General features: G+C 34.4%; 18 protein-coding genes. 2 read left to right on the top strand and 16 right to left on the bottom strand.

Annotated features, from left to right (window positions below):
- Positions 1 to 3: 3 nt before the first annotated feature.
- Genes HUE87_RS10790 through mqnP form a run of 6 tightly spaced genes read right to left on the bottom strand, consistent with a single transcriptional unit; the run spans position 4 to position 4,702 of the window.
- Entirely contained in the window at positions 4 to 606 is a 603-nt protein-coding gene (locus HUE87_RS10790; RefSeq protein ID WP_194366395.1) for a DedA family protein, read from the bottom strand.
- Positions 599 to 1,621, bottom strand: coding sequence for an undecaprenyldiphospho-muramoylpentapeptide beta-N-acetylglucosaminyltransferase (murG, locus tag HUE87_RS10795; protein WP_194366396.1), 1,023 nt, complete (start codon positions 1,619 to 1,621; stop codon positions 599 to 601). Before murG ends, HUE87_RS10790 begins: the two co-directional genes overlap by 8 nt.
- Positions 1,622 to 1,638: 17 nt before the next feature.
- Positions 1,639 to 2,802: an FtsW/RodA/SpoVE family cell cycle protein gene (locus HUE87_RS10800; RefSeq protein ID WP_194366397.1), complete on the bottom strand. Its 1,164-nt coding sequence runs from the start codon at positions 2,800 to 2,802 to the stop codon at positions 1,639 to 1,641.
- A gap of 6 nt (positions 2,803 to 2,808) precedes the next feature.
- Complete coding sequence (locus HUE87_RS10805; protein WP_194366398.1) at positions 2,809 to 3,327, bottom strand: hypothetical protein; 519 nt, start codon at positions 3,325 to 3,327, stop codon at positions 2,809 to 2,811.
- Positions 3,324 to 3,845, bottom strand: coding sequence for a hypothetical protein (locus HUE87_RS10810; RefSeq protein WP_194366399.1), 522 nt, complete (start codon positions 3,843 to 3,845; stop codon positions 3,324 to 3,326). Before HUE87_RS10810 ends, HUE87_RS10805 begins: the two co-directional genes overlap by 4 nt.
- On the bottom strand, positions 3,845 to 4,702 hold the full coding sequence (gene mqnP / locus HUE87_RS10815) for a menaquinone biosynthesis prenyltransferase MqnP (protein ID WP_194366400.1): 858 nt from the start codon (positions 4,700 to 4,702) through the stop codon (positions 3,845 to 3,847). The genes HUE87_RS10810 and mqnP overlap by 1 nt, the downstream gene beginning before the upstream one ends.
- Positions 4,703 to 4,817: 115 nt before the next feature.
- Here mqnP and HUE87_RS10820 point away from each other — a divergent pair, with 115 nt between their 5' ends.
- Both HUE87_RS10820 and miaA read left to right on the top strand, forming a co-directional pair.
- Positions 4,818 to 5,177 (top strand): diacylglycerol kinase, encoded by a 360-nt coding sequence (locus HUE87_RS10820; RefSeq protein ID WP_194366401.1) that lies wholly within the window; start codon positions 4,818 to 4,820, stop codon positions 5,175 to 5,177.
- Position 5,178: 1 nt separating this feature from the next.
- A complete protein-coding gene (miaA, locus tag HUE87_RS10825; protein ID WP_194366402.1) occupies positions 5,179 to 6,072 on the top strand; it encodes a tRNA (adenosine(37)-N6)-dimethylallyltransferase MiaA in 894 nt (297 codons plus the stop codon).
- Here the strand turns inward: miaA and HUE87_RS10830 are convergent.
- From HUE87_RS10830 to HUE87_RS10875, 10 genes are all read right to left on the bottom strand, one after another.
- The gene (locus HUE87_RS10830; protein WP_194366403.1) at positions 6,060 to 8,432 is read right to left on the bottom strand and encodes a DUF7494 domain-containing protein; all 2,373 of its coding nucleotides are present in this window, start codon (positions 8,430 to 8,432) and stop codon (positions 6,060 to 6,062) included. The two genes, miaA and HUE87_RS10830, sit on opposite strands and share 13 nt — an antisense overlap.
- A gap of 124 nt (positions 8,433 to 8,556) precedes the next feature.
- Positions 8,557 to 10,065 carry an NADH-quinone oxidoreductase subunit NuoN gene (nuoN, locus tag HUE87_RS10835; RefSeq protein WP_194366404.1) on the bottom strand — a complete coding sequence of 503 codons (1,509 nt, stop codon included), beginning with the start codon at positions 10,063 to 10,065 and terminating at the stop codon, positions 8,557 to 8,559.
- Positions 10,065 to 11,612, bottom strand: a complete 1,548-nt coding sequence (locus HUE87_RS10840) for an NADH-quinone oxidoreductase subunit M (protein ID WP_194366405.1) — start codon at positions 11,610 to 11,612, stop codon at positions 10,065 to 10,067. The genes nuoN and HUE87_RS10840 overlap by 1 nt, the downstream gene beginning before the upstream one ends.
- 3 nt (positions 11,613 to 11,615) lie before the next feature.
- The gene (nuoL, locus tag HUE87_RS10845) at positions 11,616 to 13,538 is read right to left on the bottom strand and encodes an NADH-quinone oxidoreductase subunit L (RefSeq protein ID WP_194366406.1); all 1,923 of its coding nucleotides are present in this window, start codon (positions 13,536 to 13,538) and stop codon (positions 11,616 to 11,618) included.
- 3 nt (positions 13,539 to 13,541) lie between these two features.
- The gene (gene nuoK, locus HUE87_RS10850) at positions 13,542 to 13,850 is read right to left on the bottom strand and encodes an NADH-quinone oxidoreductase subunit NuoK (RefSeq protein WP_194366407.1); all 309 of its coding nucleotides are present in this window, start codon (positions 13,848 to 13,850) and stop codon (positions 13,542 to 13,544) included.
- Positions 13,847 to 14,422 (bottom strand): NADH-quinone oxidoreductase subunit J, encoded by a 576-nt coding sequence (locus tag HUE87_RS10855; RefSeq protein ID WP_194366408.1) that lies wholly within the window; start codon positions 14,420 to 14,422, stop codon positions 13,847 to 13,849. The genes nuoK and HUE87_RS10855 overlap by 4 nt, the downstream gene beginning before the upstream one ends.
- 11 nt (positions 14,423 to 14,433) lie before the next feature.
- A complete protein-coding gene (gene nuoI / locus HUE87_RS10860) occupies positions 14,434 to 15,048 on the bottom strand; it encodes an NADH-quinone oxidoreductase subunit NuoI (RefSeq protein ID WP_194366409.1) in 615 nt (204 codons plus the stop codon).
- A gap of 9 nt (positions 15,049 to 15,057) precedes the next feature.
- The gene (gene nuoH, locus HUE87_RS10865; protein ID WP_194366410.1) at positions 15,058 to 16,044 is read right to left on the bottom strand and encodes an NADH-quinone oxidoreductase subunit NuoH; all 987 of its coding nucleotides are present in this window, start codon (positions 16,042 to 16,044) and stop codon (positions 15,058 to 15,060) included.
- A gap of 3 nt (positions 16,045 to 16,047) precedes the next feature.
- The gene (locus HUE87_RS10870; RefSeq protein ID WP_194366411.1) at positions 16,048 to 18,537 is read right to left on the bottom strand and encodes an NADH-quinone oxidoreductase subunit G; all 2,490 of its coding nucleotides are present in this window, start codon (positions 18,535 to 18,537) and stop codon (positions 16,048 to 16,050) included.
- Positions 18,534 to 20,774: a 2Fe-2S iron-sulfur cluster-binding protein gene (locus HUE87_RS10875; RefSeq protein WP_194366412.1), complete on the bottom strand. Its 2,241-nt coding sequence runs from the start codon at positions 20,772 to 20,774 to the stop codon at positions 18,534 to 18,536. The genes HUE87_RS10870 and HUE87_RS10875 overlap by 4 nt, the downstream gene beginning before the upstream one ends.
- Positions 20,775 to 20,782: the final 8 nt, after the last annotated feature.

The following is a 20,782-nucleotide window of genomic DNA, read 5'->3' on the forward strand; positions in this document are numbered from 1 at the left end:
AAATTAAACCTTCTTTCTTTTTTGAATCTTATAATACCAATAAATCAATAAAACTAAGGTAATTAAAATAACAATAATAATCTGTTTTAAATAATTGTTAATTAATTCTTGATTCTCCCCTATAAAATACCCAAGCATTACAAGTATCAGTGCCCAAAGACCAGCACCTAATGCTGTGTAGGCAGAAAAAGACACTAAGTTCATGCGAGAGAGTCCTGCTGGAATGGAAATAAGCTGACGAATGCCTGGGATAAGTCTTCCTGTAAAAGTAGATATATGACCATGTTTTTCGAAAAAACCATCCATCTTTTCCAGGGCATTCTCGTTTATAAAAAAATACTTCCCATATTTACGTAGAATTTTTCTTCCTAGTGTCAGTGCAAGATAGTAATTTATAAATGCTCCAATCATAGAGCCCCCCAAAGCACTAGCCATAATTAGACTAATACTCATTTCACCCTTTGAGGCTAAATATCCGGCTGGTACAAGCACTATCTCACTAGGAAAAGGGATAAAAGAACTCTCAACAGTCATTAGTAAAAAAATTCCAAAATAACCCCAATCAAAGATTAAATCTACTAAACCCTCTGCTAACTTTCTAATCATTTAACACCTCTGTAACATCTTTTATCATCTTAGAAGCAACATCTTTAGATGAATACTCCAATAGAGCTTTACTTTTACTCTCAAGCTCTTCATCTAAAATAGAAATCAGTTTAGATTTTATATTTTCATTCTCTCTCTCGCACCAGCCAAGGTTATTCTCTACTATAAACTGAGCATTGTAGTACTGATGGTCACCTGCTGCGTATGGATATGGGATAAATAAAGCTGGACAACCATTGGCAGTTAATTCCCAAAGTGTACTTGCTCCTGCGCGACTAACAGCCAAATCGGCACTTGAGATCAACTTGTCCAACTCCTTTGTAAAAGCGTAAAGTTCAACCTCTACATGTAGAGATTCATACTCTTTCTTTACCCTCTCAAAATCAGCCTCACCGGCTTGATGAATTATTTTAATATTTAGTTTTTTTAGATGTTTTGCTACGCTTAAAGCTAAATCATTTATAGCTTTTGCACCGTTGGAACCACCTAGAAATATGATTGTCTTTAGAGACTCTCTTACCCGTGCATGTTTAAAAAAATCTTCTTTAATCGGGTAGCCAGCAATAGGAGAATTATTATCGTAAGCAGATATAAACCTTTTAGCGAATGGCTTTAAAAGTGAATTTAATCTTCCCTCAACTGCATTTTGTTCATGTATAAAAAGAGGGATAGATCTACTTAATGTAGCTATTGAAGCAGGAGCAGCAGAAAAACCACCTACGCTATAAGTTGCAACAATATTATGTTTTTTCAGTAGTTTTCTAGATTTTAAAAATGCTAAAAAAATTTTAAAAAGTGCTTTAAATTTTCCTAAACCTTTTTTATTTACAACGCCCGCAGTATCCAAAAAGTATACATGCGAAAATGAGCTATGATGCTCAAAATACTTTCTGTCCTGCCCACGCATGGAACCTATAAATATCGCTTCATGTCCATCTTTAACAGCAGCTTCTACTAAAGCCTGAGCTATCATAAGATGTCCACCTGTACCACCACCGGTAATGCATAGTTTCATTTTAATTTCCACATATATTAATTCATTTTCGCTTTTTTAGATGCCATCAAAACCATCCCTATAGCAAAAGAAGCCGCTAAAATAGAAGATCCACCATAACTTAAAAAAGGAACTGAGATTCCTTTAATAGGTGTAATCCCACTAATCCCATAGGCGTTTACCAGAAAAGCAAATGATAAAAGCAATCCTACGCCCAAACTAAATAGGTATATCGTAGAATCATCTGAGCGGTTAGCAATTTTAAAAATTCTTTGAATCATCCACATAAATATAAATACTACAAATAAAACTCCAATAAATCCGAACTCCTCTGCTAAACCTGCTAAAACAAAATCTGTATGCACTTCAGACAAAAACCCTAACTTGAAAGTCCCGTTTGCAATACCAGTGCCAAAGAGGCCTCCATTATGAATTGCATTAAGAGAGTGTCCTATTTGATAAGGTTCAACTTCAGTTGGAACTCTTAATTGCTCGGCGATTGAAGCTGGAAAAAGTTCCAATACACTATTTTGCGCTAAAGCCCACCAAGATTTTATACGAATAATTCTATGTTCTGCCGTAAAAATAAAAAACAAAAAGAACATAAGTGCCCCCAAGAGAAGAGTCAAGAAAAACCTAAAACTGCTTCCTGCAAACATAAGTAGAAAAAGAAGAGTAAGCCCAAGTACGACTACTTGTCCTAAGTCATTTTGTACAAATGCTATAACAAACATAGCACCTATAAAAACTACTCCATATGGGGCAAACCGTATATACTCCTGTTTTATTCCCATTCCACCATGGTGACCCAATTTTCTTGAGAAACTCCATGCCAAAAAATATACAAACCCAACTTTAAAAAACTCTACCGGAGCTAAGGAAAATCCAAAAAGTTTTATCCACCGTTTTGCCCCACCAACTGCTGAGACTAAATACTCCGGTAAAAATGGCATAGCAATCATAAGAACTGCAGAGCCTATAAAAAGGGTAAAGCCTATTGGGGCTAAAAGCTTATCTGGGTCCCCCTGAGCAAGAATCCAAATTGTAAATATACTTATAAATCCGAAAAGAGTCTGTCTTATTGCAAAGTGAAATTCATTAACTCCAAAAAGTATAGTTGTATAAGCAGAGAGAGTATATGTTAAAATAATACTAATCCCTATAAGCGTCGAGACGAGGGCAAAGAGCTTTCTATCTGCCATAAAACATTACTTAATTTTGTTGATTTTTAGAACAAACTCAACTTCTGCTTTAGATATATGTAACTCTTTTGAGATTGTCTCAAGAGTAACACCCTGTTTAAAGAGTAAAATAATTTTTTCATCGTCATTTCCATGAATAGAAGTAGGAATAGAGATTTGTTTTACACCATTCTCTAAAGATGCAATTCTAGATTCTATATGTTCATCAATAGTTTGAACACTCTCTTCTAATCTCTTTAGTCCCAAAGAAATAGGTTTTACCATATCATATACTGTTCTCTCTACCTCTTGGTAAATATCATCGTCACTCATTCGGCTGGTGTTCTTCGTAATATTTTTTTGTGTTTCGCTAAGTGTTTTTTTCAAATAGAAAATTTCTCTATTTAGCTCCTCTGCCACAGTTGCAACAGAGCGGATATTTTTACTATACTGTGAATCTTTTGTAAAAACATAATAAATAAGATATAAAATCATAGCAGCCATTGCAACTACGAGATACTCGATGCTAATATACTCTATGTTCATCTCTTATTCTCTTTCGCTTCACGTATCAAAACTCTCTCTCTTGCAGTCAAGTAAGCGCTCCACTCTTTTTCATCTCGCTCATGAATTTTACTTATTTTAGCAAGTGATTTGTCAAGCGCGGTAAAGAATATTGGTACATCTCTTTTTGGGTGAACAGGCATCTCAACTCTGCCATAATACTCTCTCCCCTCTTCTAAAACATCTTCTTTGAGTTTAAAATGCTCAAAACCGATAGATTCAATTGCCACTTCATGTGTCAGGGACAATCTTTTTGGCTCTTCATTTTTTAAAAACCTTTCCAGTGAGTCTACTTTTCTATGCAACTCTACCATCAAGTTTAGTAAAACAGGGTCCGTATCTGAGCTCTCACCTTTTGCACGTGCGAGTTTAAGCCATTGACTTATAGGATCATCATCAATTTCGCTTAACTGTTGATACTCTCTTAAATATCCCTCTATATCTATCTCTGTTTCGCTAAAGGTTAAACTAATTGGTGCATCGACTAGGCGAATATCCATTATAAAACCTTATCAAAAACAATTAAAATAAAAAATGCAATCCCAAGATAACCATTTACTGTAAAAAATGCACGATCTATTTTTGTAAAATCTTTTCTCACCAAATAGTGCTCATAACTAAGCATAACTGCCCCTAACATTACTGCAAAAAATGCAAACAGACCAAGTCCTGCCATCCAAGCGAATAGTGCCCAAAAAACTACTGTCAGTATGTGAAAAAATGCTGATAGTAAAAGTGTTGCATCAGAGCCATACTTTGATGGAACAGAGTAAAGATTATTCTGCTTGTCAAACTCCATATCTTGCAGTGAATAGAGCAGATCAAATCCTGCTACCCAAAATATAACACCTAAACTAAGCATTACAGACCAAGGTGTAATTTCTGCGAGAACTGCAACAACACCAGCTATTGGAGCAAGTCCAAGAGATATGCCTAAAACTATATGAGCTAAAGAAGAGAAGCGTTTAAAGTATGAGTAAGATCCAAGAACCAAGAGTATTGGAAAACTCAAATAAAACGCTAATGGATTTATAATATATGCAACCCCAATAAAGACAAAAGCATTAACAAGAGTAAAAATAATAATGCTTGGAGCATCCAATCTTCCGTCTACATTTGGTCTTGATGATGTTCTGGGATTTTGTGCATCTATATCCCTATCTGCAAATCTATTGAGACCCATTGCAAAATTTCTTGCACTTATAGCTGCAAACACCCCCAAAACAAGTAGTGTATAACCAAACCACCCATCTGCTGCGACAATCATAGCAATAAAAATAAACGGAAGTGAAAATATGGAGTGCTCAAACATTACCAGTTCGTTAAAATCTTTAATTTTATTAATATATCTTTGCAAATTAAACCTTCATGTATTTTTGCTTATTTTACCTAAACTAGGTTTAAATGTGTATGATTATTAAACTAAATTATATTATAATTGTTTATATAATATAACCAATAGGAATAGATAATTGAGGAATCAACCGAAGTATAATTTTTTTAAAAACACAACATATGCTCTAAACGGTCTAAAAGATTTAATTCAGACGGAGACATCATTTAAGATTGAACTTATACTTACTGTGATTTTACTACCAGTAATTATATTTATAGATACTACTTTGGTTTATAAAGCTTTAATGTTTATATCACTAATTGGAATGCTTCTGGCAGAGGCAACAAACAGTGCAATTGAGAGAGTCGTTGATTTAGTAACACTTGAACATAATCATATGGCGGGTCGCGCAAAAGATGTTGGAAGCACAATCGTATTTTTAAGCATCTTTGTCTTTACCGTAACTTGGGCAATAGTTTTAATAGATATTTTATAATATGAAACAACTAGCCATTATTGGTCCTACAGCATCCGGTAAAAGTGATTTAGCTATAAATATTGCTAAAAAAACAGATGCTTACATACTCTCAATCGACTCGCTTAGTATCTATAAAGAGATTGATATAGTCTCTGCTAAACCTTCCTCTACTGAACTAAACTCTGTTAAACATTTTGGTATAAATGTAATTGATCCGGATGAGTACTTCAGTGTAAATATATTTATAGATTTATATAAAGAGCTACTATCTACATGTAGGAGTGAAAATAAGAATCTCATCATAGTTGGCGGTACATCTTTTTATCTAAAATCACTTCTTGATGGACTCTCAAAGTTACCAGAAATCAATAATGAAATAAAACAACATGTAGAGTTAAAACTGAAAAATTTAAAAGAGTGTTATCAGTTTTTATATGACTTGGATACTACGTATATGAAAGACATTTCTCCAAACGACAAGTATAGAATTGAAAAAGCGTTACTTATTTACGAATCCTCTAGTCTAACACCATCTGAGTGGTTTATACAAAATCCACCAAAACCTATTATAGAAAATCTTGATATTTACAATATACATGCAGATAGAGAAATTTTACGCCAAAGAATCTCAAAAAGAACATCTAAGATGTTAGAGCTTGGATTAATAGATGAAGTGTGTGCCTTAGAAAAAAAGTATACAAGAACACCGCATTCTATGAACTCTATAGGGATTGTTGAAGTTTTAGAGTACCTTGACGGCAAAGTTACAAAAGATGCTATGATTGATAATATTTCAACCCATACGTCTCAATTAGCAAAAAGACAACAGACTTTTAATCGCACTCAGTTTAAAGATATTGTTAGCGCTCCACTAGAAAAGCTAGAGGAGCTTATACTTTCTCAAATCTCCTGAGCTGCTTTTGCTAATTTAGCCCAAGATGATTCTTTGTCGGCATATATAGAATCTTTATAAGCCTTTGAAGCATCATCATCTCTCCATAACTTACTGTATACACTACCTAACAGGTATTTTTGTCTTGCTCTTGTATTGTTTTTTAACTCAATATTGTCTAGTGACTTTATAACTTCTAGTGCTTTGTTAAAATCTTCTCTTTTTGAATAAGCCTCATAAAGTGCAAACTCGACAAAAGGACTCTGAGCATTTGAGTTAGATTGAGATTGTATTTTCATAACTTTTTCACCATACAAAACAACTAAATTATTATCTTTTTTTTGGCTGCCTACTGATATTAACGATATATATCTCTCTATATCTAAATAATCTAACCCATAAACTTTTTCTATCTCAGCCATACTATCTATCATCTTTATACTGTTTTCTAATCTAGAATATGTATCAAAGAGATACCTATAAATATCTTTGTAATCTGAATTTTTATTATCTTCAATAAGAGTTATTAAATCTTTTGATGCTTCTATAACATTGCTGTAATTTCCAGTGGCAAAATCAATTTTTATATATCTATATAACCACTTCTTTCTCTCTTGTAGATCTTTTGATTTTAAATTCTTGTCTGACGTCTTTTTAGCAAGTTCATAATCAGCACCTTTCATGGCACACTCATATATCCCATCATCCCACTCATCTGAAAGTTCTATTTTATATTTTGATGCTATTTCCAATACACTGCCGCACTCTTTTACTTCTAATGCTTGCTTCATAGTGCCTATTGCCGAAGATGTTATCATAGCTCCAACATCTTTATACTCTTCGACATCTAGCTTAAGAAGTTTTTCCTCTAATCCTAGAACCTCTCTGAATCTAGAATTTTCAATAAGCAGTTTAGCTTTTTCATATATAGCTTTGTTTCCTATACTGTCCCCGAGGTATTCACTCATTAGTTTCTCATAATTTGCCAGTTTAGTTGTTACATTATCATCACTTATATCAAAAAACAGACCATCTTTAGCAGCTTTTACCTCTTGTTCATAAAGACCATCAGAGAATAGCTTTAAGTATAAAGTTAAGGCTTCATAAGCTTCTTTTTTATTTTTTGTTTTACTAAGCCATACTCCTCTGTTTTTCAAGAGTATTTCATGCTCCTCATGATCATTTTTTATATTTTCAAAGAGGGCTTTTGCTATAGATGCTGCTGTAATATAACCTTCATTGTCAGAAAAATCATACATCATGTCAATAGATTCCGGTATTGATTCTATAAAGTAGATAGGTTTAGCTTTTGCCACTTTATTTGCATACAAAGATGCTTCTTTGAATTTATCTGATAATATAAAATTTTGTGCTAATCTATATGCTGCGGTTGCGGCTACATCTATATCAGAAGTTTGTTCCAATGCCTTTTTGAATAATGACCTTGCTTGAGTGGCACTTCCCGATGAATCCAACATCTCACCTTTATATATGTAGCCCCACTGAGCATAAACTGTATTATCATGTTCAGTGAAAAGTCGGTCGAAAAAGTAATCAGCATCAGTACCCAAACCCATTTTATAGTAAGATTTAGCAGCCATCGATATAACTTCAGGAACATTTTCATCAGAAGAGTACTCTTTTAGATAGACTTTTACAACATCAATCAACTCATCATATAGCATTAATTTAGAATATACTTTCATCTTATAATATAGTAATTCAGCTGTAAATAGTGAGTCTGGATACTCTTTTATAACTTCCTCAATAAGCTCCAATGTAAATTCATATTCCTTGTCATCATAAAGTTTTTTTATTTTTATATACTGGGAGACATCCCCAACTCTTTCTATATGCACTGGGTTTCCTTGCATATCTAAACTCCCGACATAAGGCAACTTATCCTCTGAAAATGTAAATGGGAAGTTTATGGATACGTCTAAGTCAGAGTTCTTCTTAAGATATGGTAATTTATTTTTATAGCCAATCAGCATCCAATGATTTGAGAGCTTAACATTAGAACTAAAAACAGTATCATCTTTAGTTAAATTAAATTCAATTGGCAAAAGTTTCATCTTTTGATATGGTTTAATTATTAAAAAAAAAGTTTTTTTATTTACCTCTGTAGTTATCTCAAAGAAATTGTTTTGTATTTTTTTTAATTTTTGCGATGGAGACTTTGAAAATGCACACACTATTTTAACTATTTCGTCAAAATCATTTTTCATATCTTGGCATAAAAATTTATCTTCATCTCTTAAATGAAGTGTTGAGAAGTCTTGATGATTCTCTTTTGCACCTTGAATAGAAATTTCAAGGGCAAAAAGAAGTGGAGTTGATATATTAGATAGTAACAGGATTAAGAGTATGGTTTTTAACAAATTCTGTCCCTATTATTAATTTACAACGCCTAGTAAAGCTATTCATTCACTAGGCCACACCAACCGTTATGATACTAAATCCAGCCCAGTAATGGGTGGACAGAAGTTCATATTCAAAAAGTTGTTAATATCCGCTATTGTACACGAATGATGTAACAAACTCTAATAGTGGGTTTAGTGTTAAAAAAGCAAATATAGTTCCTATTGCTGCAAAACCGATAATAGTTTTAAGAGGAAGTGTTGCATTTGATACATATACATGTCCGTCATTACCTACTAATGGTTCTTTCATAAACATATATACTATAAGTTTCAAATAATAGTAACCAGCTATAGCAGAGTTAAGTGCCATAATAAGTGCTAATACTGTATATCCACCTGTTATTGCTGCACTAATCATATATAACTTACCCCAAAATAGAGCGAATGGTGGCAGACCAGCTAAACTTAACATAAACAGAGCCATAATTGATGCAGCTACTGGAGATGTTTTTACCATTCCTGCGAACTTATCATAACTATGATCTGAGTTTTGATGGGCTGGAAGATTTTTCTGTCTTGATATCCAAAGCATAGAAAATGAACCTAAGTTAGTAAAACTAAATAAAATCCAGTATAAAAATAGAGCACTGTTTGATTGTGTAGTACCTATTAATATTGCTGCCATAACAAAACCTGCATGAGAGATTGAGCTGTATGCAAGCATTCTTTTTACATCAGTTTGAACAAGTGCCCATATATTTGCCATAGTCATAGTAAGAACTACACCAATATATAAAACTACCTCTAACCAAACTATTCCACTATGAATTAAAAACTCAAATAGTCTCATAGCAACTACAAATGCAGCTATTTTTGGAACTATTGACATGTATCCAGCTAATGCTGCAGATGAACCTTCATAAACATCTGGTGTCCAAGTATGAAATGGAACCATTGAAAGCTTGAAGCCAAAAGAAGCTAAAAGGAAGACAACACCAACAAGTACAAATCCTATATCAGCAAAGTTGTTTGCAGAAAGAACTGAAGCTATCTGATTTATCTCCACTGAGCCTGTAAGTGCATAAAAGACCATAGAACCAAAACTAAAAAAACCTGCAGCTAAAGCACCCATTGTAAAGTACTTAACAGCAGCCTCAAATGACTTATCACGGTTATGCATAGCAATCAGAGTATATAGTGCTAAAGAAGCTGTCTCTAATCCTACAAAGATTAATATTAAGTTATCAGTTGCAACCATAAATTGGAAGCCTGCTATCATAAACAAGAATAGTGCAAAGAACTCAGGGTATGAGAACTCATGGAATCTCTTATGTGTTAATGCTAATGGGATAAAAAGCATTGATGCTGCAACTATAATAAACTGAGATAGAATTGCAAGACCATCTATAAGCATTACATCGAAAACACCCATAACTGTGCCGTTTTGGGTAAATATACCTGCTGAATCCAACAGTGCCGCAAAATCTATTCCTAGTACAAGCAAACTTATCATTACATATAAAGATTTGTCTTGTCCGCTTTTGAATAGGTCTATAACTAAGATTAAAAGAGCACCAATTATTGGTATTAGCATTGGTGCTAAAGTCATTAAGTTTAGTGATTCCATTGAAATATTTACTGGTGATAACATTAGTGTGCCTCCTTTTCAGAAGTCTTATTAATTAGAATATTAAGATTTGGTATTCTTTTTTTTGCTTCCTCAGTTGTAGATTTTTCATGCATTAACTGAACAACTGCTTCAACTGAATTATTGATAGGCTCTAAAAGTGGTTTAGGGTAAATACCTAGCCATAAAGTTATCGCGACTAAAGGAACTAAAGCGATTAGCTCTCTTTTGTTTACATCTGGAAGATTTCTATTTTCCTCTTTTGTAACTTCACCAAAAAACATCTTTTTGTAAGCCGCTAACATGTAGATAGCGCCTACGATTATTGCGATACCTGCTAGAAGTGTTAATATGTGAGACTGTTGATAAAAACCAATAAGACTTAAAAACTCACCTACAAAGTTAATTGTAAGCGGCATACCAACTGAAGCCATCATCATTATTCCAAAAATTGTCGCATATCTAGGCATAACTGCTGCAAGTCCACCAAATTCACTCATAAGTTTTGTATGACGTCTGTCATAAATAACACCTACAAGCAAGAACAGAGCACCAGAGACAACACCGTGAGCAATCATTAAAAATACTGAACCTGTAATTCCCTCAACATTAAGTGCAAATGTACCGAGGATAATTACACCCATATGAGATACAGATGAGTATGCAACAACCTGCTTAATATCTTTTTGTGCGTATGCTACCATCGCAGTGTAGATAATCATAATAATTGCCAATACTGCAATTGGGTACATGAAGTAAACTGACGCATCTGGAAAAAGTGGCAGCGAAAAACGGATAAAAGCATATGTACCCATTTTCAGTAAAATTGCCGCAAGTATTACAGAACCAATAGTTGGTGCTTGACCGTGAGCGTATGGTAACCAAGTATGGAATGGAAACATTGGAACCTTGATTGCAAAACCAAAGAAAAATGCTACAAATAACCAAAGCTGGAATGATTCAGGCAATATTAGACGGTACCAATCAAGAATTGCAAAACTCCATTGACCTGTTGCTTGATAGTAAAAATAAGCCATAAACAGCATACCAACTAGCATTACAAGTGAACCTGTAAATGTATATAAGAAAAATTTAACAGAAGCGTAAATTCTTCTTGGTCCACCCCATGCACCAATGATATATAACATTGGTACTAGTGAAAGTTCCCAGAATACATAAAACACAATAGCATCAAGAGCAACAAATACACCTATCATTGTCATATGTAAAAACAAAAGTGTGATTATCATATTTTTTACATCTTTAGTATCCGTTAACGAAGCAATCCCAATCATAGTAAAAAATGACGCTAATATAATAATAAATAGTGATATACCATCTACACCGACAATATAGTTAATTCCAAATGCTGGAACAAGAGCTACCTGCTCCATAAACTGCATGCCAGAAACATTTGAATCAAAAGCAAACCAAAGCCATAGAGATAGCGCAAACTCCACTGTAGCTACTGCTACACCGTATGAACGCATACTGTCTTTATGAACAACGAATCCAAGCACAGCTGCTAGTGCCGGGAAGAAAATTAAAATCGATAAGATATGATCTAACATATATTAAGCTCCTAAACCTGATAAAATCGTTTTGATTTCACCAGAATATCTAACTGCAAGTCCAAAAACTACAGCTAACGATAGCAAGACAACAGTTCCTGCTACCATCCATTTAAGCATAGTTGATAGATTACCACTCTGCATTGCTCTTGTGTTTTCACCAGTTGAATAGAACATATGTGCTATTCCATCAACACTTGCGTCAACAACTTTTTCATCAATCTTTGTCCAACATGCATCAGACAACTCTCTGTATGGCTTAACAATATACTCTTCATAGGCATAAGGGATATAGTATTGATTGAATAAAAGTTTATATGCAAAACTTTTTTCCATTTTAGAAGTTCCATCAGGTACTTTTATATCTCTTGATGTATATTTTTTATATGCAAAAAGGATTGCAGCAATTACAAAAAGTTGCGTACCAATGGTCATAATCCAATATGTCAATTGCGAATGGACATGATACTCTGTAGCTGGAAGTACATATGTAACCATCTCAAAGTATGTCATTTTAAACGAACCTGCAATAATTGCAAGAATTAAAAGTGGGCTCATAGCAACGAGCATAAACTTGTATGCTTCATGCGGATGAAAACCAAATAGTTTATATCTCTCTTCACCATGGAAAATTAAAGCAATAATTCTAAATGAATAAAATGCAGTTAAACCAGCAGTTAATAGTAGCACTGTATAGATGATATAGTGATGTTCAACAAAACCAACCTCTAGGATTAAATCTTTTGAAAAGAAACCAGCAAATGGATATATACCAGCAAGAGCAACTGATGCTAGTGTCATCATAATCATACTAGCCTTCATCTTCTTGCCAAGTCCACCCATTTTAAACGGATCAAGTTCACTATCCATAGCGTGCATAACATTACCAGCACCAAGAAATAGTAATGCTTTAAAGAATGCGTGTGCCATAAGGTGAAATAATGCAACCCAGTATGCACCTAGTCCTGCTGCAACAAACATATATCCAAGCTGAGAAAGAGTTGAGTAAGCAATAACACGTTTAATGTCACGATTCACAAGAGCCATTGATGCTGCAAAAATTGCAACAAAAGCACCAAGAGATGCTATAAACAACCCTACATGTGGAATTAAATCATACAACGGATTTGCACGAACAACTAAATAAACACCGGCTGTAACCATAGTAGCAGCGTGAATTAGTGCAGAAACTGGAGTAGGACCTTCCATCGCATCTGCGAGCCATGTATGTAGTGGAAACTGAGCTGATTTACCCATAGCACCGATAAACAAAAATATACCCATCCAAGTTAAAACATCGCTCTCTAAAGAAGGCATAGCAGCAAAAGCTTGATCATACTGAAGAGTACCTGTATTCCAATAAACTAAGAAAATACCAATAAGCATTCCAAGGTCAGCAATACGGTTCATAATGAACGCTTCATTAGCAGCCCATGTAGCGCTCTCTTTTTTATACCAAAAACCGATAAGACCCCATGAACAAAGACCAACACCTTCCCAACCGATGAAAAGACCAGCAAAGTTATCACTCATTACAAGAACCATCATTGAAAAAACAAATGCAGACAACCAAGCAAAGAAACGGTTAAAGCCTGCATCGTGATCCATATAGCCGATTGCATATACATGTACAACGGTTGAGACTAAAGTAACGACCATCATCATTGTAACGCTTACTTGATCCACTACAAATCCAAATGGGATATATAAGTCCCCGGTTGCCATCCAAGTCATCATCTCTACATGTAGAGTGTGCCCCGTACTAAGAACCAGAACAAGAAGGATTGTACTGCTCAGCAGAGAAACACCAAGAAGAATACTTGGAACAATTCCAGCTATTTTTGTCTTTGGTGACGCACCAAAAAGAGCAGCAAACATAGACCCAACTAGTGGTGAGAACAGTGCAGTATATAAAAATAGTTCCATCTGTTATCCTCTCATCATTGACATTTGATCTAGGTCAATATTGTTGTGTTTTTTGTGCCATACAATAAGTAGACCAAGTCCAACAGCAACCTCTGATGCAGCAATAGCTATTACAAAAAATGCAAACATCTGTCCTGTTAAATCACCATAAAAGTGTGAAATCGCAGCAAAAGAAATATTAACAGAGTTGAGAAGTATCTCAGTTGCAAAAAACAGCATAAGCAGATTTTTTCTTCTCATAACACCAATTAATCCTATAGCAAATAAAATTGTTGAAAGAACAAGATAGTGGTTTAAGCCAATTTCCATCATGAAAGCACCTTTTTGTTTTTTTCTTCTCTCATTTTTCGAATTTCATCTTCATCCATAAGAGTCAATGAAAGATCCATTTTTTTACCGGCTAAAACAATACCAGCAACCATAGCAACAAGAAGCATAACAGCTGCAACCTCAAAAGGAACAAGATACTTAGTAAACAAAACCATACCTACCTCTTGAGTATTTCCTGCACCTGGGGTCATTGGATAAAGAGCAGTAATGTTATCACTAACTATTGGACCAGCAAAAATAGCAACAACCAATAATGCCGCTAAAATACTTAACCCTGTAACAATATACTTATTGCCATTTTTCTCTTTTATCTCTCTAGTAGTATCAAAAAACATCATACCAAATGCGTAAAGAGCCATTACAGCACCCGAGTAAACAACGATTTGAATCGCACCTAAAAAGTCAGCACCTAAAATAAAGAAAAATGCTGATATAAAAATCATTCCTGCTGCTAACGCTGTTAGTGCATACAATGCTTGTGATGTTGTTACCGTGATATAAAACATCGATATTGTCAAAAATGCAAACAGATAAAATGCAATCGCTTCAAACATAAACTAACTCCTTAATATGATAGAGGTGTTTTTTTAACACGCTCATCTTCATGTGGTGTAATCGCACCAAAACCTTCGAACTCTAACTGTTTTCCAGCCTTCATCTTATCTATTGGAGTTAACATATCTTCATACATAACAAAGTGTTCTCTTTGATCACTAGCATTCTCATACTCTCCACCATGTGTAATTGCAAGCTCCGGACACACTTCAGCACAATAACCACAAAAGATACATCTTCCAAGATTAATACTATACTCTGAAACCTCTTTACGAGAGTTTTCATCAATTTTAGTATCCATTTTAATACAGTTAGATATGCAGATTTTTTCACAAAGTCCACAACCAATACATCTTTCTGTCTCTGATTCCCAAAGTCTTTTCATCTCATGCACAGCACGATATCTTGGACCTATAGGCATCTTCTCTTCAGGATACTTAATCGTATGGATATCAAATCTAATCATTTCACGTAGTACAACCCAAAGACCAACAAAAAGCTCGCCTCTAAAACTTCTTTTAAGTGTTCTTTTAAACTTATCCCAGCCAGCTGTAGGATAGTCTTCTATATCTACTAAGAAATATCCATTACTAACATCTCTGTCGTTAAATTGTTCATTATTCATCATCACCCCTTACATCATCACAATAGCAGTGATTAAGATATTTAGTACTGCTATCGGCATTAGAACTTTCCAACATAACCACATCAATTGATCTGGTCTTACATCTGGCCATGCAGCTCTTGTCCATAAGAAAAAGAAGAAGAAAAATGCCATTTTACCAAGTAATCCTAAAGCACCTAAAAGACTTCCATCACCATATCCACCTAAGAAAAGAAGAGGAATTACAAAAGAAATAAAGAACATATTTGCATATTCACCAATGAAGAAAAGTCCCCATCTCATACCAGAGTACTCAGTACCAAAACCATCAATAATCTCATGGTCATTTGCAATAAGATGAAATGGTGTACGACCAGTTTCAGCAAATGCAGCAATCCAAAATAAAATAAATGCAACAGGTTGAGACCATACAATCCAATCTGTAAATCCACCAGCTTGATACTCATTAAAATCAATTAGAGAGAGTGACCCTACTAGCATAATTGGAGCTAATATTGATAAACCTGTAACAACCTCATATGAAATAAACACAGCAGCACCACGAGCAGCTGAAAGTAGTGCGAACTTATTAGCTGATGCCATACCACCAAGAAGCGGTCCATAAAGACCAACGCCCATAATTCCTAAAATATATAAAATTCCAATATTTATATCAGCAACTATTGGATGAACTTCATATCCAAAGAGTGTAAATGAAGGCAAGAAAGGAATTGCAGCAGCTGCCATAAAAGCGGTAGCAGCTGTAATAACAGGAGCAATTTTAAAGATTCTTCCAACTACATTAGTAGGAACAATATCCTCTTTAGTAAAAAGTTTTATTCCATCTGCTGCAACTTGTAAAAGTCCATAAGGTCCAACATTCATTGGCCCTAATCGACGTTGCATAAATGCCAAAATCTTTCTCTCAAAATAAGTACCTATCCCTGCCAAAGCAGAAAAGACAAGTAGAATTACAACGATTTTTATAACCGTTTCAATTAAATATGCTGTTTCCATATATTACACCTTTTCAATCGAAGCTACTGCAAAACGGTAACCGTTTATAAGAGCCTCTGAATTTATTTTAGAATCAAATGTTGGTAGAAGTGCAATATCACCATTGATTTTATTATCACTTACGATATTAACAACAAGCTCACCACTCTCACTCTTAACTCTCACACTATCTCCTTCACTTAAATCAGATTTGCTTAAGAACTCTTCACTCATATAGAGTCCGCCAACCTCATTAAGATTAGTAGTTTTATTTGTAAACTCTGTAAACTGCCTTACTGGATTAGCAAGATAAACAATGGTTCCTTCAAGTTTTTCATCACTGAATTTTTCTACTGATTCATCAGAGCTTATTTTAGCACTAACATTATTCAGAACATATCCACGATGCTCAGTTCCATCATTATCGTAGTGGTTTGGTAAAGAGTCAAATTTTACGCTATTAAAACCTGATGCAACCGGAAGTGAAGCTGTATAATCAATAGTATTATATGCTTTAAGACCTAACTCATTTGCAATATCATTTAATGTATAACCATTGTAACCAATAGCAGGATTTGTAGGGTTTACTCTTTTGTTAACACTAGTAAGTGTTCCCTCTTGCTGATTTATTGCCGGCATATCTAAGTTACCATCTCCTAAAGCAGATAGAGTGAAATCACCTTTAGTATTGTATCCTACGCTATATGAGCCACTTGTTTCATCAAGCTCACAAATAAGTGAAACACCTAATGAATTAGTAAGAGTTGGTATCATAGTAATTTCAAAAGCACTATACTTCTCAATTAGTCCTAAAAGACGAGCAAGGTTTTTTGAGTTCGGATGAGTATAGAGATCTGGTCCAGCAATCAGAGCAAAAGAGTCTTTTTTCTTAAGATTTTTATCTAAGTCTTCTATAAACTTACTGCCAGCACTTACTATTTCTAAAAGTTTATTATCATCAACAACAACCTCTTTAGAGATTTTTTTAGGAACCATCTTTTTCTTCTCTTCTTCTACCTCTTCCTCTTCGCCTGTCTCTTCATTTTTCTTCATAACTTTTACTATTTCAGTAATTTCTTCTTTTATAGTTTCCGTAACTGTAATAGTTTTCTCCGAATGAAATGTTGCCAAATAATCAACGATAGTAGATGGAAGTTTCTCTTTATCTGCAAAAAGGTCAAGAATTAAGTATAAAACTACTTCCTCTTGAAGTGGAGCATGATTAACTGTCATAATACTTTTACCAAGACCCTCTATAATTGGATCTTTTACAGGATGAAAATATAAACCTGCACCTTTATTTACAGTCATTGAGTTATTGAGGGCATACCTTGCATTTGGATTATCGCTCTTAAGTGCTGTACCAACAGAAATAATAAAGTTTGCATTATGAGTGGCTTCAAGGTCATTGCCATAAAGTTTAGTACCGCTAATTTCACTATAGTTATTTAAAAATGTCTGGAATGCTTTAGCTTCACTATTTACAAGCTTAACTCCAAGTTTCTCTTTTAATTTTTGAAGTATAAAAGCCTCTTCGTTAGTTATAGTAGATGTAAACTCAATAGTATCAGCTTTTTTGAAAGCTTCAACTGCATTTGCAAATGCTGCTTCATCTTTAGCTTCAACTCTGTTTTGATAGTCAAATCCATATCTTCCTGCACCACAAAGCGAAACATAGTTCCACTCATTCATAACACGATAAATTTTATCTTCATCATTATCAATACTAGTGTGCTTAACATCATAAGTTATTTGACAGCCAGCAGAACAGTGTCCACATGTAGCAGGAATTTGATTTAACTCCCAAGCATTAGATTGATACATAAAATGAGTATCCACTAAAGCACCAACTGGACAAACTGCAGCACACTCACCACAAGATGTACAATCAAGCATCTCTTCGCCACTTGTTAATCCAATAACAGATTTATTAAGCTTATTCCACATAGCATAAGCATCTTTTGGCATACTCTCTTTGTACTCCACATTCAATGGATCTGCACCGCGAGCTACAGTTTTAAGTGAATTATCCCCTATCATATCTTTACATGCCGTAACACATCTCTCACAGACTATACATAAGCCCGGATCGTAATGTAAATGGCCCCAGTCTTTAGAACTTCTATCTACATCTTTAACTGTATAGCTTTGAGAATCTACTCCCATATCTAAAGTATAATTTTGTAATTCACACTCACCTGACTGATCACAAACACCACATTGAAGAGGATGATTTACATCGTAAACTTCCATAATTGCACGGCGCTCTTTTTCGATACTTTCTGTCGAAGTTGTAATATTCATCCCATCTTTAGACTTAGCATTACAAGCATAAACTTGCTTACCATCAGCCTCTACTAAACATATACGACAAGCTAATGTTGGACTACATCTTGTTAAATAACATATTGCCGGTATAAAGATATTATTTGCTCGAGCAGCACTAAGTATATACTCACCCTCTTGCGTTTGAATATCTTTACCATCAATGTTTATAGTAATATTTTCGCTCATTGTGCCCTCTCTAGTTTAACTTGCTTATAGCGATACGATTCATCGTTTTGCATAGAATCAAAGTTTGGATTAAATGCCACTGTCCCTTTTAGCTTATTACTAACTACAAAGTGTCTAGTTTGCTCTTTGCCATCAACAATAAACTTAACATCATCACCACTCTTAATCTTTGCAGCATTTGCAAACTGCTGAGAGCCTAAAAGAACTGCTTTATCCACGATTTGATGTGCCTTATCTGTAAATAGATTAAACTGAGAAATAGGATTGCAACTATAAATAACAGTTCCATTAAACTCCTTAATCTCTTCTACTTCATCCAAAGTAAAACCTATCTCTACAGGAGAGTTAGTAAGTTTATATCCACGAACCTGCTCTCCATCATTAAGATAATAGTTTTTTAGGTCATCAAATTTTGTACCGTTAAAACCTTTGCAAGAAGGCAACTTTGGTGTAAAGTCAATTGTATTTTTACAATATACTCCAAGCTCTTTTGCTATATCACTAAGTTCATAACCATTGAATGGTAGAGCTGCATTAAGAGGAACAACTTCTTTATTGACAGTAGTGAAAGTTCCCTCTTGCTGATTTAGTGCAGGTATATCTAAATCTGCACCGCCATGTGCACTTATCACTACAGCGCCATCAGTATTGTAACCTATATCTGCTAATGACTCTTGCGTGTCAAGTTCACAAATAAGTGATACTCCAAGAGTATTTGTATCACTTGGTACAATTACTACTCTAAAATCACTAAACCTTTCTATCATACCCGCCATTTTAGCAATATTAACAGCTTGTGGGTGATTATATAAATCAGATCCTAAAACTAGTACAGGAGATTTCTTACGAATTTTATTTTTTTCTAATAATTCAAACTCTTCTTCACCAATACTACTCTCACCGCAAATATAACCATGGTCAATAGAGTCAAAGAAAGATTTATACTCATCTTTTGCCTTATCAGAAACGAATAACTCACAAAGCATTGCTAAAATCCCCTCTTCAGAACCAACTTCATGTTTAAAATATTGGGTTACAATATTCTGGATAGTATCATCTTCAATTGGATGTATTGCACTAACATAGGCTTTGTTTCTTTTAACAGCTTTTGAGAGTGCAAAACGTACCATAGGGTTGTCTCTTGATATTGCACACCCTAAAGTGATTACATAATCACTCTTAGCTACATCACTTAAGTCAGCAGTATACAGAGAATTTCCACTAGCACTGCTATAAGCTTTTAAAAACTCTTGATATGCTTTTGCATCTGCATTTATCAACTTATATCCATGTGTATTTTTAAGTTCTTGTAAAATATAAGCTTCTTCATTAGTAATCATAGATGTAAATGCAATAGATTTAGCATCCTTAAATGATTTTATAACTTTTTCGAAAGCTTTAGTATCTTTGCCTGCAACTCTGTTTTCATAGTCATAGCCAAAACGACCACCACCACAAAGTGAGTCATAATCATCTTCATTCGTAACTCTATGTATCTCTCTATCGCCAAAAATAGAACCTATTGCGCTATCTTTAACTTCATAGTTCAAATTACACGCACTGCTACAGTGTGCACATGCTGAAGGTATTTTATCAAGCTCCCAAGCATTTGTTTTATATTTAAAATCAGAACTAGCCATTGCACCAACAGGACAGACAGAAATACATTCTCCACATTGAATACATTTTGAATAGTGATTGTCAATTTCTGATTTATATCCACCTGGCTTAATGAATAATGCTTCTGAACCAACTACCTCATTACATACGGCAGTACATTTCTCACACATAATACATAAACCTGGGTCATAACTAAGAACACCCCATTTTTTTTGTTTTCTTTTTTGGTCTTTTGTAGCAAAAGTCTGTTCTGCAACTTCGAATTCTAATGTTTTATTTTGTAAATCACACTCTCCGCTCTTATCGCAAACACCACATTGAAGAGGATGGTTTACATTGTAAAGTTTCATAATATTTTGACGTTCTTTAAACAGCTCATCCGAGTCTGTTGTTATTTCAACACCTTCAATTGGGGGAGTGTTACAGCTAAGGATAAAACCATCTACCCCTTTTACTTCAACAACACACATTCTGCATGAAGCATTAGGTGTTGTTTTTGCTAAATAACACATAGTGGGAATATAAACTCCAACTCGACGAGCCACTTGAAGTATAGACTCATCACGCCTAGCTTCAACAGAGGTACCGTTAATTTTAAAATTAATTGAATTATTCATCTACATGC

Origin of the sequence: Candidatus Sulfurimonas marisnigri (genome assembly GCF_015265475.1) — a bacterium.
In the GTDB taxonomy this organism is placed as follows: Bacteria; Campylobacterota; Campylobacteria; order Campylobacterales; family Sulfurimonadaceae; genus Sulfurimonas; species Sulfurimonas marisnigri.

Coding starts and splice junctions, on each gene's coding strand:
- HUE87_RS10875 (WP_194366412.1), bottom strand. CDS start 20,774: ATGAATAATTCAATTAATTTTAAAATTAACGGTACCTCTGTTGAAGCT.
- HUE87_RS10810 (WP_194366399.1), bottom strand. CDS start 3,845: ATGGATATTCGCCTAGTCGATGCACCAATTAGTTTAACCTTTAGCGAA.
- HUE87_RS10790 (WP_194366395.1), bottom strand. CDS start 606: ATGATTAGAAAGTTAGCAGAGGGTTTAGTAGATTTAATCTTTGATTGG.
- nuoI (WP_194366409.1), bottom strand. CDS start 15,048: ATGAATAATGAACAATTTAACGACAGAGATGTTAGTAATGGATATTTC.
- HUE87_RS10840 (WP_194366405.1), bottom strand. CDS start 11,612: ATGTTAGATCATATCTTATCGATTTTAATTTTCTTCCCGGCACTAGCA.
- HUE87_RS10805 (WP_194366398.1), bottom strand. CDS start 3,327: ATGAACATAGAGTATATTAGCATCGAGTATCTCGTAGTTGCAATGGCT.
- HUE87_RS10870 (WP_194366411.1), bottom strand. CDS start 18,537: ATGAGCGAAAATATTACTATAAACATTGATGGTAAAGATATTCAAACG.
- nuoK (WP_194366407.1), bottom strand. CDS start 13,850: ATGATGGAAATTGGCTTAAACCACTATCTTGTTCTTTCAACAATTTTA.
- murG (WP_194366396.1), bottom strand. CDS start 1,621: ATGAAACTATGCATTACCGGTGGTGGTACAGGTGGACATCTTATGATA.
- nuoL (WP_194366406.1), bottom strand. CDS start 13,538: ATGGAACTATTTTTATATACTGCACTGTTCTCACCACTAGTTGGGTCT.
- nuoH (WP_194366410.1), bottom strand. CDS start 16,044: ATGGAAACAGCATATTTAATTGAAACGGTTATAAAAATCGTTGTAATT.
- HUE87_RS10855 (WP_194366408.1), bottom strand. CDS start 14,422: ATGTTTGAAGCGATTGCATTTTATCTGTTTGCATTTTTGACAATATCG.
- HUE87_RS10800 (WP_194366397.1), bottom strand. CDS start 2,802: ATGGCAGATAGAAAGCTCTTTGCCCTCGTCTCGACGCTTATAGGGATT.
- miaA (WP_194366402.1), top strand. CDS start 5,179: ATGAAACAACTAGCCATTATTGGTCCTACAGCATCCGGTAAAAGTGAT.
- nuoN (WP_194366404.1), bottom strand. CDS start 10,065: ATGTTATCACCAGTAAATATTTCAATGGAATCACTAAACTTAATGACT.